Origin of the sequence: Aminobacter sp. MET-1 (assembly GCF_026521175.1) — a bacterium.
Taxonomy (GTDB): domain Bacteria; phylum Pseudomonadota; class Alphaproteobacteria; order Rhizobiales; family Rhizobiaceae; genus Aminobacter.
On sequence record NZ_JAMSHL010000002.1, the window covers coordinates 69,948 to 82,499 of the forward strand.

At 64.1% G+C, this 12,552-nt stretch carries 15 protein-coding genes; 3 read left to right on the top strand and 12 right to left on the bottom strand.

Translation table 11 applies throughout. From position 1 onward, the window contains the following. Positions 1–123: 123 nt before the first annotated feature. Complete coding sequence (locus NDO48_RS02880; protein WP_018427400.1) at positions 124–945, top strand: enoyl-CoA hydratase; 822 nt, start codon at positions 124–126, stop codon at positions 943–945. A 99-nt stretch (positions 946–1,044) separates the two neighbouring features. Then, entirely contained in the window at positions 1,045–1,467 is a 423-nt protein-coding gene (locus NDO48_RS02885) for a VOC family protein (protein ID WP_018427401.1), read from the top strand. 22 nt (positions 1,468–1,489) lie between these two features. Here NDO48_RS02885 and NDO48_RS02890 read toward each other — a convergent pair whose 3' ends face one another. The 11 genes from NDO48_RS02890 to NDO48_RS02940 form a co-directional block, all read right to left on the bottom strand. Next, on the bottom strand, positions 1,490–2,266 hold the full coding sequence (locus tag NDO48_RS02890; protein WP_026227064.1) for a ferredoxin--NADP reductase: 777 nt from the start codon (positions 2,264–2,266) through the stop codon (positions 1,490–1,492). 68 nt (positions 2,267–2,334) lie between these two features. After that, complete coding sequence (locus NDO48_RS02895; RefSeq protein WP_018427403.1) at positions 2,335–3,039, bottom strand: ABC transporter ATP-binding protein; 705 nt, start codon at positions 3,037–3,039, stop codon at positions 2,335–2,337. Beyond that, positions 3,032–3,802 (bottom strand): ABC transporter ATP-binding protein, encoded by a 771-nt coding sequence (locus tag NDO48_RS02900; protein ID WP_026227065.1) that lies wholly within the window; start codon positions 3,800–3,802, stop codon positions 3,032–3,034. Before NDO48_RS02900 ends, NDO48_RS02895 begins: the two co-directional genes overlap by 8 nt. Before the next feature lie 4 nt (positions 3,803–3,806). Continuing rightward, the gene (locus tag NDO48_RS02905; protein WP_018427405.1) at positions 3,807–4,808 is read right to left on the bottom strand and encodes a branched-chain amino acid ABC transporter permease; all 1,002 of its coding nucleotides are present in this window, start codon (positions 4,806–4,808) and stop codon (positions 3,807–3,809) included. Beyond that, the gene (locus NDO48_RS02910) at positions 4,805–5,668 is read right to left on the bottom strand and encodes a branched-chain amino acid ABC transporter permease (RefSeq protein WP_018427406.1); all 864 of its coding nucleotides are present in this window, start codon (positions 5,666–5,668) and stop codon (positions 4,805–4,807) included. Before NDO48_RS02910 ends, NDO48_RS02905 begins: the two co-directional genes overlap by 4 nt. A gap of 16 nt (positions 5,669–5,684) precedes the next feature. Next, positions 5,685–6,929, bottom strand: a complete 1,245-nt coding sequence (locus NDO48_RS02915; RefSeq protein ID WP_267320831.1) for an ABC transporter substrate-binding protein — start codon at positions 6,927–6,929, stop codon at positions 5,685–5,687. A gap of 52 nt (positions 6,930–6,981) precedes the next feature. Further along, a complete protein-coding gene (locus tag NDO48_RS02920) occupies positions 6,982–8,475 on the bottom strand; it encodes a class I adenylate-forming enzyme family protein (protein WP_018427408.1) in 1,494 nt (497 codons plus the stop codon). A gap of 4 nt (positions 8,476–8,479) precedes the next feature. Beyond that, entirely contained in the window at positions 8,480–9,268 is a 789-nt protein-coding gene (locus tag NDO48_RS02925; RefSeq protein ID WP_018427409.1) for a thiamine pyrophosphate-dependent enzyme, read from the bottom strand. After that, the gene (locus NDO48_RS02930; RefSeq protein WP_018427410.1) at positions 9,265–10,341 is read right to left on the bottom strand and encodes a thiamine pyrophosphate-binding protein; all 1,077 of its coding nucleotides are present in this window, start codon (positions 10,339–10,341) and stop codon (positions 9,265–9,267) included. Before NDO48_RS02930 ends, NDO48_RS02925 begins: the two co-directional genes overlap by 4 nt. Then, entirely contained in the window at positions 10,341–10,598 is a 258-nt protein-coding gene (locus NDO48_RS02935) for a 4Fe-4S dicluster domain-containing protein (protein ID WP_018427411.1), read from the bottom strand. Before NDO48_RS02935 ends, NDO48_RS02930 begins: the two co-directional genes overlap by 1 nt. After that, positions 10,595–11,176, bottom strand: coding sequence for a 2-oxoacid:acceptor oxidoreductase family protein (locus NDO48_RS02940; protein ID WP_018427412.1), 582 nt, complete (start codon positions 11,174–11,176; stop codon positions 10,595–10,597). The genes NDO48_RS02935 and NDO48_RS02940 overlap by 4 nt, the downstream gene beginning before the upstream one ends. Positions 11,177–11,322: 146 nt before the next feature. On the opposite strand from NDO48_RS02940, the gene fdxA reads away from it, so the two are divergent. Further along, positions 11,323–11,658 carry a ferredoxin FdxA gene (fdxA, locus tag NDO48_RS02945; protein ID WP_018427413.1) on the top strand — a complete coding sequence of 112 codons (336 nt, stop codon included), beginning with the start codon at positions 11,323–11,325 and terminating at the stop codon, positions 11,656–11,658. A gap of 3 nt (positions 11,659–11,661) precedes the next feature. Here the strand turns inward: fdxA and NDO48_RS02950 are convergent, their stop codons facing one another. Further along, positions 11,662–12,363: a TetR/AcrR family transcriptional regulator gene (locus NDO48_RS02950; protein ID WP_018427414.1), complete on the bottom strand. Its 702-nt coding sequence runs from the start codon at positions 12,361–12,363 to the stop codon at positions 11,662–11,664. Positions 12,364–12,552: the final 189 nt, after the last annotated feature.

The following is a 12,552-nucleotide window of genomic DNA, read 5'->3' on the forward strand; positions in this document are numbered from 1 at the left end:
TTGCATTCGAACCTTTGGCGCCGCTCCAGTCACATAGTTGGGAACCAAAATTCGAGCGCATGCGTATATGCGTAGGATCCGATGCAGGCGATTCTAGGCTGCTCGAATCCTAAGAGGGACACTATGGCAGAAATCGTCACCCTGGCGCGCACCACTTCCGACGGGCCTGTTTGGTCCAGCCTCGACAAGGGCGTGCTGCGCCTCGTGCTCGCCAACCCGCCTGCCAATGCCCTGTCGCTCGACACAATGGCTGCCCTTCAGGCCCAGCTCGACCGTGCTCGTGACGACAAGGCCGTGCGCGTCATCATGCTCGCGGCGTCGGGCAAGGTGTTCTGCGCCGGCCACGACCTCAAGGAGATGACAGCGCACCGCAAGGACACCGACCACGGCCGCGCCTTCTTCGAGCTGACCATGTCCAGATGCTCTGAGCTGATGCAGTCGATCGTTCGCCACCCCAAGCCGGTCATTGCTGAAGTCGACGGTCTCGCCACCGCCGCGGGCCTGCAGCTTGTCGCCAGCTGCGACCTTGCCATCGCCACCGATCAGGCCGCCTTCTGCACGCCGGGCGTCAACATCGGCCTGTTCTGCTCCACGCCGATGGTGGCGCTGTCACGCAACGTTTCGCGCAAGCAGGCGATGGAGATGCTGTTGACCGGCGAGACGATCGACGCGACCACCGCGCGCGATTTCGGCCTGGTCAATCGTGTCGTGCCACGCGAATACCTGAATCACATTGTCGGCAAATACGCCCAAACCATTGTTTCTAAATCGTCTTTGACGCTTAAGCTTGGCAAGGAAGCGTTCTATGCGCAAGCCGAGATGGGCCTTGCCGAGGCCTATGACCACGCGGCGCGCGTGATGGTCGAGAACATGCTGGCAAAGGACGCCGAGGAAGGAATCGGCGCCTTCATAGAAAAGCGTGATCCGCTCTGGACAGGAGAATAGGCACGGGTCGCTGGGTTGACCCTGATCAAGGGATCAAGGCGCGCTTGGCGTCATCTCGCAAGATGGCCGGACTTACGCGCATAGAGGAGGTCGCTGGACATGGAACCAAGGATTTCGCTTGTCACCCTTGGCGTCGAGAACCTCGACCGCGCCGTGCGTTTCTATGAGGCGATGGGGCTCAAGCGGAACCAAGCCATAACCGATGGCGTCGCCTTCTTCCAGATGGGCGGGTTGGTGCTCGGACTGTGGGGTCACGAGCATCTGGCCGACGATGCCGGCATAGCTGCCGGCAAGGGCAGCTTTTCCGGTGTATCGCTCGCCTACAACACACGCTCCGACACCGAGGTCGACGAAGTCCTGGCCGCAGCCGAAAAGGCCGGCGGTCGCATCGTCAAGCCAGCCCAGCGCGCCTTCTGGGGCGGCTGGTACGGCTATTTCGCCGACACTGAAGGCCATCTCTGGGAGGTCGCCCACAATCCCGATTTCCACCTGGCCGACGACGGCACCATCTCGCTGCCGTGAGGTGTTGAGGTGGCGGCAGCGGTTAGCCCCGCTCGGCGAAGGCCTTTTCGACCACATATTCGCCAGGGGCTGCATTGTTGCCTTCGCTCATGCCGAGGCCTTCCAGGATCTCGCGCATGTCGGCGATGAAGGCGGGGCTGCCGCAGAGCATGGCGCGATCTTCGGCCGGGCTCATCGTCGGCAGGCCTATGTCGCTGAACAGCGCGCCGGAGCGAACCAGGTCCGTCGTGCGACCGCGGTTGCGGAAGGGCTCACGGGTGACTGTTGGATAATAGATCAGCTTCTTGGACAGCAACGCGCCGAAATATTCGTTTTCGGGGAATTCGCCGGTGATCTGCTCCTTATAGGCCAGTTCGCTGGCCTGTCGGCAGCCATGGACGAGCACGACGCGTTCGTAGCGCTCGAAGGTCTCGGGGTCGCGGATCAGGCTCATGAAGGGAGCGAGGCCGGTTCCGGTGCTGAACAGATAGAGATTGCGGCCAGGCCGCACGTTGGCGAGCAAAAGCGTGCCCGTAGCCTTGCGTCCCACCACGATGCTGTCGCCGACAGCAAGATGCTGGAGCCGCGAGGTCAGCGGGCCGTCGGGAACCTTGATCGACAGGAACTCGAGCGTTTCGTCGTAGTTGGGACTGACGACGCTGTAGGCGCGCAGCAGCGGCTTGCCGTCAACCTCCAGCCCGATCATCGCGAACTGCCCGTTCTCGAAACGGAACGAGGGATCGCGCGTCGTCGTGAAAGAAAACAGCGTGTCGGTCCAATGATGCACGCTCAGCACTTGCTGTTGGGTAAGGTTGCTCATTCCCTGTGCTCCTTGGCTTAGGGGTGGGGCCCGCACGGGCTTGGCTTCTTGTCTTGGTGGGAGGAGCGCTAGACCGCCAAATGGCGCTGCTTGATATCGGGGTCGGCGTCGAAATCCTGCCAGCTGCCGCGGAAGGCGATGCGGCCGGTGTCCATCACCAGTACGGTGTCGGTGGTCTGGCGCGCGAACCAGATGTTCTGCTCGCAGAGCAGCAGTGCTGCCTGCTCGGCCTCGCACATCTCGCGCACGCTTACCGCCAATTGCTCGACGATGGCAGGGGCCAGCCCCTCGGTCGGCTCGTCGAGCAGCAGCAGGCGCGGCCGGCAGGCAATCGCCCGCGCAATCGCCACCATCTGCTGCTGGCCGCCGCTGATCTGGCCGCCGCCGCGTTCGGCGATCGGCTGCAGCATCGGAAACCGGTCGACGATCTGCTGCGCCGGAATGGGCGTGCGCCCTGGCGCCGTGGCATAGGCGGCCATCTTGATGTTCTCGCGCACGCTGAGATGCTGGTAGATGCGGCGGTCCTCCGGCACCAGCTGCAGCCCGAGCCGCGCCCGCTTGAAGGTGGGTAGGCCCGCAATCGACTGGCCCTCCCAGCGAACCTCGCCGCTGACGGTCGGGCCGGCGTTCATGATCGACTTCAGCAATGTCGACTTGCCTGCGCCGTTGCGGCCGATGACGGCCACTCTGCCGAGAGCAGGGACGTCGAGATCGACGCCGTGCAGGATATGGCTGCCGCCATAGAAAGCGTTGATGCGACTTGCCTCAAGCATGATGCGCTTCCTTGCCGAGATAGACGTCGCGCACGACGGGATCGGCGCGGATGTCGTCGATGCTGCCTTCGGCGATCTTACGACCCTGGTTCATCACCATGATCCGGTCGGCCAGACCGAAGATGACGCCCATGTCGTGCTCGGTCATGACGACGGTCAGTCCGCTGTCCTTGCCGCTGATGCTGCGGATCAGTTCGGTGACCCCGACGCGCTCGCTCGGCGACATGCCGGCGGTCGGCTCGTCCAGCATCAGCACCTTGGGGCGTCCGGCAAGCGTGATGCCGAGTTCGAGCCGTTTCTTGTCGCCATGCGACAGTTCGGCGGCATGCGTTCCAGCCTTGCGGTCGAGAGATAGCCTCGCAAGCAGGTCACGGGCTTCGTCCCGCGCTGCCCGCGACGGCCTGACCTGATACCACGGCGCGTCGGACTGGCCGGCGTTCTTCAGCCGCGCCTCGATGGCGACGACGATGTTTTCCTCCGCCGTCATCTCCTTGAACACGCGCGCGACCTGGAATGTGCGGCCCATGCCGGCGCGCGTACGCTTGTAGGCGGGGTCTCTCGTCACGTCCTTGCCGAGGAATTCGACCGTGCCGGCCTCGCAGCCGACTTCGCCGGTCATCACTTTGAACAGCGTGGTCTTGCCGGCTCCATTGGGGCCGATGATGGCGAAGGTCTCGCCCTCCGAGATTTCGGCGTCGACGCCATGCAGCACCTTGAGCGCGCCATAGCTCTTGTCGACGGAGCGCAGTCGGATCATTGCCATGGGCTCACTCCTTGACCGTCTGGAGGGCGGGTGCGGCGATCTTGGCCTCCTCGCGCCGCGTCAGGCGGGCGACAAGCGCGTTCCAGGCGCCGGCAACGCCAGTCGGGAACAGCAGCACCACGCCGAGCAGGATGGCGCCTGTGATGATTTCCTGGATGCCGACCAGCGTGCGGGTCGAGAACTCGATGGCCGAGAACAGGAACGCGCCGATCATCGGGCCCCAGAAGGATGAGGCGCCGCCGAGCAGGGTAAACAGGATCGGCTGGGTCGAGCGCATCATGTTGCCGATGTCGGGTGTGACGATCTGCGCCCAGGGGGCAAACAGAGCACCGGCGCAGGCGGCAATCGCACCCGAGATGGTGAAGGCGACCAGCCGGTAGCGATGCGTGTCCACGCCCATGAAGGCGGCGCGTTCGATGTCGAGGCGGATGGTTCGCAACGTCCGGCCGAAACGGCCATGTGCGATCCACCAGCAAAGGCCAACCAGCAAAGCGCAGGCGAAGCACATGAACCAGTAGTAGTGGTTGCCGCTGGAGAGATCGACCGTGGCAAGACCGACGGAGAAGTTCGGCCGCACGATGCTTGGTATGCCGTCTTCGGCGCCGAGCCAGTGGATCTTGGCGAGCGTGATGCGCAGCAGTTCGGCCAGTGCCAGCGTCAGGATGGCGAGGAAGATGCCGGTCGAGCGCCGGAGTGCAACAAAGCCGATGGCGAATGCCACAGCCCCGCCGACCAGCGTCGACAGCGCGATCAGCAGCAGGAACTGCCCTTCAAACCCGCCGCGCAGCATCACTGCCATCGTGTAGGCGCCGATGGAAAACAGGCCGCCGCTGCCGAAGCTGGCGAGGCCGGCATAGCCGAACAGGAGGTTCCAGGAGAGTGCGAAGACGCCGACCACCATGGTCGTGCCGGCGAGGAAGACCAGTCCGGAATTGGCCCATAGCGGGAGCAGAATCAGGACGGCGCCAACAAGGCCCAGCAGCAGGCCGGAAAGTGTGCGATTCATAGCCGGCTTTCCCCCAGAATACCGTTTGGCCACATCAAGAGGAAGGCGACCATGCCGACATAGATGGCAACGCCCGGATAGGCCGGCAGGAACATGGTGTTGAGGCCGTCGATGAGGCCAAGCAGGATGGCGGCGATGAAGGCGCCGCGCACATTGCCCAGGCCGCCGATGACCACGGTGATGAAGGCGAGCAGCAGGAAGGTGTCGCCGAGTGCCGGCGACAGCGTCTGGTTGGGCAGCAGCAGCCCGCCGGCCAGTCCGGCCAGCGCGAAGCTGCCGCCGACGGCCGCCATGATGCCGGCCGGCACGTTGATGCCCAAGAGCTCAGCCATCCAGCCGTCGCGGGCAATGGCTGTGATCATCTTGCCGGTCCAGGCGCGGTGGATGACGAAGTCGAGCACGAGGAAGACGACGACGCCCGAACCGATGATGAACAAGGAGAAGGAGGGGACGAACAGGCCGAATATGTCGACGCCTGTGTCAATGCCGGGGGGCGGGTCGACCGAAAGGAATTCCAGCCCCCAGATCAGTTTGACGAAGCCGACGCAGACAAGCATCACCGCGAAGGTGGCGATCAGCATGTAGTGCTCGTCGACATGCTGAATGCGCCGGAGGACGAAACGCTGGACAACGATCCCAAGCACGCCGACCACGAGCGCTGCAACGACGGCCGCGGCAATGAGCGCCAGGACCGAACGCGGCGCCGAGCCGACGAGCGTGCTTGCGACATAGGCGCCGATCATGAAGAAGGCACCATGGGCGAAGTTGAGGATGCGCATGATCCCGAAGACGAGGGTCAGCCCCGCGGCAACGAGAAACACCGCCATCCCGGTCGTGAGACCGTTGACCAGCGTGAACATCTGACTTTTCCGCCCTTTAGTTGAGCTTGGAGCCGGGGGTTGCCCGCTCCAGGAACTCGGCGCCCGGAAGCTGTGCCGTCTCGAACACACTCCAGCCATTGGCATTCTTGTCGTCGCGGCCGAAGCGGATGTAGGTGAGGTCGCCGGCGAAGGCGTGGTCTTCCTTGCGGAAATGGATCTTGCCCAGCGCGCCCTGCGGCGTCTCGGCCTCGATCGTCGGCACCAGCTTGGCTGCATCCAGCGAGCCTGCCTTGCCCACCGCGTTGGCAATCGTCAGGATGCTGTCGTGCGAAACGCCGATGTACCAGTTCGGATATTCGTCGCCGCGCAGCTTGATATAGGCCTTGTGAACTTCGTCGCTGACGGCGTTGTCCTTGTTGGCCGCCGGATACCAGCCGGTCCAGCTCCACAGCGACGCCGGCGTGTTGGCGCCCATCGCCTTGGCGATGGCGAACTCGTTGGCGGAGTCGCACAGCACCTTGAACTTCTCGTCGAGGCTGAAGGTGCGCGCCTGCTTGTAGTAGCTGATGGCGTCGGCGCCTTGCAGCACGTTGAACAGGCCCGGCGCGCCGGAGCCGATGATGTTGGAGATCTGGTTGCGGAAGTCGGCGCCGCCATAGGGCACCAGCACCGGATCGAGGACCTCGACCTTGCGGCCGGCCTTTTCCGTTCCGGCCTTGAGGCCGTTCGAAAAGGCGTTGGTGATGTCGGCCAGCGCGGTCACGTCGGACCGCAGCATCGCCCACTTCTCGATCTCCGGATGTTTCTGGGCCATGAGGTTGCCGTAGCCGCCGAAGCACATAGGCGACGAGAAGCCGAGACGGAAGGCGCGCGGATTGAAGGCCTCGTGCGTCAGCGCCAGCGCTGATGCGCCGACCATCACCATGGTGACATCAGCCTCCTCGAGCAGCGGTAGTGTGCCGAGCAGATTGGCCGTGAACGTGCCTTGGGCGAACAGCTTGATGCCGTTGCCGGTCAGTTCGCGGAATGCGGTCACAGCACCTTCGGGCGAGTTCTTGTCGTCGCGCACCACCAGTTCGATCTTGGCGCCGTTGACGCCACCGGCTGCGTTCAGCCGTTCGACGGCGATCTCGCAGCCGTCCTTGATGTAGTTGCCATAGAGCTGGCCCGGACCGCTCAGCGTGGTGATCAGGCCGATGCGAACCGTCTCGCCCTGCTGTGCCCGCAGGACGCCGGGCATGGCGAGCGCGCCGATGCCGGCGGCCGAAGTCGCTAGAAAATGTCTTCTGTTCAATTTCATGTCTTCCTCCCAAAAGACCGGGGCTTCCTCCTCCCCGGGTTGAAAATCCGTGTCAGTGCATTTGCAGGACCAACTCCCTGACCCGCGAGCGCATGATCTGTCCGGTTGCCGGCGTCTTCGGCAGCTCGTCGACGGCGACGATGCGGCGCGGATGTTTGAAGGCCGCCAGCGATTGGCCGAGATGGTTGCGGACGGCGTCGAGGCTTGGGCATTGGCCGGGCTGGTCGAGCACGACGGCAGCGCAGACCAATTCCCCCCACACAGGATCCGGCAGGCCGACGACTGCGACGGAGCGGATGCCCGGACAGCCGGCGAGCGCCAGCTCGACCTCGGCAGGCGCCACCGTCTCGCCGCCCGAGCGGATGACCTCGCGTCGACGGCCGGTGATCGTCAGGAAACCTTCCTCGTCGGCTTCGGCGAGATCGCCGCTGCGGTACCAGCCGTCGACGAACACTTCGGCCGTCTGCTCCGGCAGCTCGAAATAGCCGTCCATCATGCTTAGCGAGCGCAGTTGCAGTTCGCCGTCGACGATACGCGTCTCGTTGCCGGGCAATGGCAGGCCGACGCAGCCCGGCTTGCGGTCTATGTCGGAATCGTTGAGGCCAAGTGCCGCGCCAAATTCGGTCGAGCCGTACATCGCCGCCCGATAGGCGCGGGGGAAGCGTTCGCGGATACGGTCCATCAGCACCGGATCGAACCGCGACGTGCCCGACGCCGCTGAGCGCACGACAGATCCGTCGAAGGCGACGTTGGAGGCGAGCAACCGTTCCCAGATCGCCGGGATGCAGTAAAGGAACGCCGGTTTCCAGCGGTCGATGGCGCGGGCGAGCATGTCGCCGTCGGGGCGGCTGACGAAATGGGCGGCACGCCGGTGCGCCCAGTTTTCCATCAGATAGTTCCAGCCGGCCCAGTGGAACATCGGAAAGGTCATCAGCTCGCCGCGGCCACCCGAGGTGACGAAACGCGAGGCGCCGAGATACGAGCGCAGCCAGCTCGCCTTGTGCGAAACAACCACACCCTTTGGCAGGCCGGTGCTGCCGCTGGTGAGGAAAATGGCGTGGGTGTCTTCTTCCGAGACACCGAACTCGGGCAAGGGGGCCGCGCTCGCCTTGACCGCGAGGGCATCGAGATTGACGCCTGCTGTTGCCGTTTCACCTGCTCCAAGGATGGCGACCGCGATGTCGGCGAGCGACGTCCCGAAATTGCCGGCGTTCTGGCGCGCCGGATCGAGCACCAGAAGGTCGGGGCGAATATATGCGGCGATGGGCCTGATTTCCTCGCGCGACAGCGCCGGGTTCAGCGGCACGAAGGCAGCCCCGAGCCGTTGGGTGGCGAAATAGAAGGCGAGATGGTCGAGCGCCATCTCCGCCTGGAATAGGACGCGGCTGCCGCGCTTGATGCCGAGCGACTGCAGCGCCCGCGCCATCGCGTTTGCTGCCTTGTCGACCTCGGCGAAGGTCACCGTGTGTTCGTCCAGCGACGCAGCCAGCGCGTTGGGCGTCGAGCTGACGGCGAGGTCGAGGATGCGATGGGTCAGACGCAGCATTGCTTCATTCCGCAGCCGAAATGTCCTTGATCTCGCCCAGCGGATAGGTTTTGCCGAGCGATTCCATCATGTAGTCGGCTCCACCAGAGGCGGGCACGAACCAACCGGTCGGGCACATGGTCAGGATCTCGACAAGGCTGAGCCCTTTCTTTTCCATCTGCCGCTGGAAGCCTTTGCGGATCAGCCGCCGCGTGGCGGCGATGGAAGCCGCGTTATGCACTGAGCCGCGCGCCACATAGGCCGAGCCGGGCATGGCAGCCACCATGTCGCCGATGACGATCGGATGGCCGTGATAGGCGGCGTCACGACCTTCCAGCGTGTTCTTGGTGCGCTGGCCGATGACTGAAGATGCGGTCATCTGGCCGCCTGTGTCGCCGAAAACGCCATTGTTGAGCAGGATGCAGGTGATGTTTTCGCCGCGCGCCGTGGCGTGCAGGATCTCAGCCAGGCCCTCGCTGGTCATGTCGCCATCGCCCTGCAATGTCCAAACGGCAACCTCCGGGCGCATGCGCTTGAGGCCGGTGGCAACAGCTGGGGCGCGTCCGTGAAGGCAGAGCGTGGAGTCGACGTCCATCGTCATGATGAAGGAGCCGTAACAACCGTGCCCGATGATCGATACGTTCTTTTGAGCTAGGCCGAGCTCCTCGATCACTTCAAGCACGAGGCGGATGGCCACCGGTTCGCCGCAACCGGGGCAGAGGTGGTGTTCTTCCGTCTGCAGCAAAGTCGGCTTGAACGCAGCCACCTTGTTGCTCGGCGCCTCGGGCGGGCGCGTGGTCATCACGATGCTCATTGGCTGGCTCCATTGACGGCTAGCTCGATGCGTTCGCGGATCACCGTCGCATCCATGAGGGGGCCGAGGTTCAGGCCGGACTCGTCGAAGCTGACACCGCCGATGGCCTTGACCAGCTTGCGGTCGCGCACGTTGAGCCTGACGTCGTCGATCATCTGGCCGGCGTTGAGTTCGAACACCAGCACGCGCTTGCAGTCCTGCGATGCCGCTTCCAGCGCGTCACCCGGGAAAGGCCACAGAGTGATCGGCCTGAAATAGCCAACCTTGTGGCCGTCGGCGCGCATCTCTCGCACCACATGTTCGACGAACTTGCCGCCGGAGCCGAAGGCCACGACAAGCGTCTCTGCGTCCTCGACGAAACCCTGCTCATGACGCGCCTCGACTTCGGCGATGGCGTCGAACTTCGCGGCGATCCGCTCCCAGTGCTTGCTCGGGCCGGGGCCGGGGTCGTTGGTCTTGCCGCAGCCGAAGGTCCAGATCTGCCGCGACTTGCCGGTGCCGCCAGAGGTGCCGTCGAGCTGCCAGTCCTTGGGTGGCAGCGGCTCGAGGTCAAGCTGGGGCAGCGTCGTTCCCATCTGCGTGCGGGCAAGCAGATTGTCGCCCATGAAGATGACCGGTACCCGGTATTTGTCGGCGAGGTGGAAGGCGAGCTGGGCGTGTTCGACCGCCTCGTGCAGGTCTTTGGGCGCCAGCGTGATGGTGCGGTAGTCGCCCCAGCCGCCACCGCGGGTCGCCTGGAAATAGTCCTGCTGGTTGCGCGCCATGTTGAAGATGACGACAGGCGTCTCGTTGAGCGCGGCTTCGGCAATCGCCTCCTGCATCAGCGCCAGGCCCTGGCCGCAGGAGCCGCTGGCGGCGCGGAAGCCCCCCGCTGCGGCACCCAGCGCCATGTTGACGCCCTCGATCTCGGTCGCCGCGTTGATGCAAACACCGTCATGGTGCGGCAGCTTCTCGGCCATGTATTCGAGAAGCTCGGTCGCCGGCGACATCGGATATCCGGCATAGAACCGCAGGCCCGCCTGGATCGCTGCCTCGACGATCGCTTCGCTGCCGTCCATCAAGCGCATCGTCATCACTGCATCCTTTCGGCGTCCGAGCCCGAAACGATCGGCTCGTGGTACTTGTAGACTTCGAAGACGAAGTCGGGGCAGACCTGCTGGCAGGCAGTGCAACCGGTGCAGCCGGGCGAGAGTTCGGGATAGAGATAACCTGTCGCATTGCCTGTCCTGGACATGGTCAGCACCCGGGGAGGGCAGGCGACGATGCAGAGTTCGCAGCCCTTGCAGCGATCGGCATCGATGACGAGTGTGCCGCGCGTGACCTGTCTCATGCGACCTCCCGTGCGTCGAAGTCGACGGCGAAGGCCAACGGCGTGACAGCGGCCGCCCCTGCGCGGATCGCCCGCTCATTGGCGTCGATGTGCTGGCGGCGATAGGACGGGATCTGCTCGGCCATGGCAGCCACGGCGCTGTCGATCTTCACCGCGCCGGTCAGGGCCGCGAAGGCGCCCAGCATCACCATGCCGGCGGCCATGCGGCTGCCCTGTTCGGTGGCAATCGCTGTGGCCGGCAGCTTGACCATCCGGTGCCTTTGCATGTCGGGCAGGTCGGCGGCGATTGTCTCTTCGGCGAGCACCAGCGAGCCGGGCCGCAGCCGCGAGCCGACACGCTCCCAGAACAGGTGCGACATGGCGATGGCTGAGCCGGCATGCGGCAGGATCGGCAGCGCCTTCAGCGGTTTGGCGCCAATGACAACAGTGCCGACCGAACTGCCGCCACGCATATGGCCGCCATACTCGCCGGCAAGCATCACATGTCTGCCGTCCCTGATGGCAGCAAGCGCCAGCGACTTGCCGACAAGCTGGATGCCCTGGCCGCCGATGCCAGAAATGAAAAGGTCGAGTTCCAACTAACCCCTCCCGGTTACTCGTGGCCCTAGAGCTACGGGCATCCGGTCCCGGGCGCAAGACATTTTTTCTACTCCAACAAGAAATTTCCTGTTGAAGTGTAAAAAATGTTCGCTAGCTTCCGGCCACCGCTTTGGAGGGATGACAAATGGCCTATGTGGTGACCGACGCCTGTGTGCGCTGCAAATTCACCGACTGCGTGGCGGTCTGCCCGGTCGATTGCTTCCATGAGGGCGAGAACATGCTGGTGATCGATCCCGAGGTGTGCATCGACTGCGGTGTCTGCGAACCCGAGTGCCCGGCCGACGCCATTCTCGCCGACACCGACCCACGCGCCGCGAAGTGGCTGAAGATGAACAAGGATTATGCGGCCAAATGGCCTGTCATCTCGGCCCAGCTGCCGCCGCCTGAAGATGCCGATGCGTTCAAGGGCCTCGAAGGAAAGCTCGAGACTCATTTCTCGCCGAAGGCGGCAGCGCGCTGACCGTTATGACGTCGGTTGGCCGCGTGGGGACATGCCGTCGAACAGGATGTCGAGGATCTGCACCGCCAGGTCTGTCGGCGTCAGTGCACCCGGCCGGTACCATTCGCGGGTCCAGATCAGGGTGCCCTGAAGCACCTGGTTGGCGAGCGACACATTTATGCCCGACCTCAATTCACCCGCCTCGGCCGCCGCCGCCATCAGGTCGCGCCAGATCTTGTTGGTCTCGTTCAGCAGGCCGAAATGCCTGTCGCGCACGTCCTGAGGGATCTGGTTGATGACGTTGCCATGGGCGGCGATGTAGTCGAGCTTCGTAAGCGTCGTGTTGAGATAGGTGATCGCGGCCGCCTCGATACGCTCGCGATAGCGCGCCTCGGGCGGCATCTGCTGCAGCGTTGCCAGAAGCCTGATGTGCAGTTGCCGGGTCAGGCTGTTGATCATCTCCTCGACCAGCACGTCTTTGGTCGGGAAGTGATAGCGAAGCGCCGTCACATGCAGGCCGATTTCGTCCGAGATATCGCTGAGCTTGGTCAGCTGGTAGCCCTTCTGGGCAAACACCTTGGCAGCGGCGTCGAGGATCTTTTCCTGCACGCCTTCGGTCTTGCGGCTCGGCTTACGGCCCGAAGCGTTGCGAGCAGTGCGGTTGAGCTCGCGCACCGCACCTTCGGCCTCCGGCATCGCCAGTTCTTCCGGTTCGTTCGATGTCATCTTCCGCACATCCGAGCCTGCCTGTTCGCCCGGCCTATCTTCGCTATTCCCAGTCATTTGTAACGTGCCTCCGTGCCTTCAAACCACAGCTTTCCCATCCGTGGCTTGCCATCCGGCGCCGCCTCCTGCTGTCGCAGGACCGGCAATGGAATGCGGCTTCGTCGGGCATTCAGATTCGGTACCATGGCG

Excerpts from the sequence above, each read along its gene's own strand:
- NDO48_RS02880 (WP_018427400.1), top strand. The coding sequence starts at position 124 with ATGGCAGAAATCGTCACCCTGGCGCGCACCACTTCCGACGGGCCTGTT.
- NDO48_RS02885 (WP_018427401.1), top strand. The coding sequence starts at position 1,045 with ATGGAACCAAGGATTTCGCTTGTCACCCTTGGCGTCGAGAACCTCGAC.
- NDO48_RS02890 (WP_026227064.1), bottom strand. The coding sequence starts at position 2,266 with ATGAGCAACCTTACCCAACAGCAAGTGCTGAGCGTGCATCATTGGACC.
- NDO48_RS02895 (WP_018427403.1), bottom strand. The coding sequence starts at position 3,039 with ATGCTTGAGGCAAGTCGCATCAACGCTTTCTATGGCGGCAGCCATATC.
- NDO48_RS02900 (WP_026227065.1), bottom strand. The coding sequence starts at position 3,802 with ATGGCAATGATCCGACTGCGCTCCGTCGACAAGAGCTATGGCGCGCTC.
- NDO48_RS02905 (WP_018427405.1), bottom strand. The coding sequence starts at position 4,808 with ATGAATCGCACACTTTCCGGCCTGCTGCTGGGCCTTGTTGGCGCCGTC.
- NDO48_RS02910 (WP_018427406.1), bottom strand. The coding sequence starts at position 5,668 with ATGTTCACGCTGGTCAACGGTCTCACGACCGGGATGGCGGTGTTTCTC.
- NDO48_RS02915 (WP_267320831.1), bottom strand. The coding sequence starts at position 6,929 with ATGAAATTGAACAGAAGACATTTTCTAGCGACTTCGGCCGCCGGCATC.
- NDO48_RS02920 (WP_018427408.1), bottom strand. The coding sequence starts at position 8,475 with ATGCTGCGTCTGACCCATCGCATCCTCGACCTCGCCGTCAGCTCGACG.
- NDO48_RS02925 (WP_018427409.1), bottom strand. The coding sequence starts at position 9,268 with ATGAGCATCGTGATGACCACGCGCCCGCCCGAGGCGCCGAGCAACAAG.
- NDO48_RS02930 (WP_018427410.1), bottom strand. The coding sequence starts at position 10,341 with ATGACGATGCGCTTGATGGACGGCAGCGAAGCGATCGTCGAGGCAGCG.
- NDO48_RS02935 (WP_018427411.1), bottom strand. The coding sequence starts at position 10,598 with ATGAGACAGGTCACGCGCGGCACACTCGTCATCGATGCCGATCGCTGC.
- fdxA (WP_018427413.1), top strand. The coding sequence starts at position 11,323 with ATGGCCTATGTGGTGACCGACGCCTGTGTGCGCTGCAAATTCACCGAC.
- NDO48_RS02950 (WP_018427414.1), bottom strand. The coding sequence starts at position 12,363 with ATGACATCGAACGAACCGGAAGAACTGGCGATGCCGGAGGCCGAAGGT.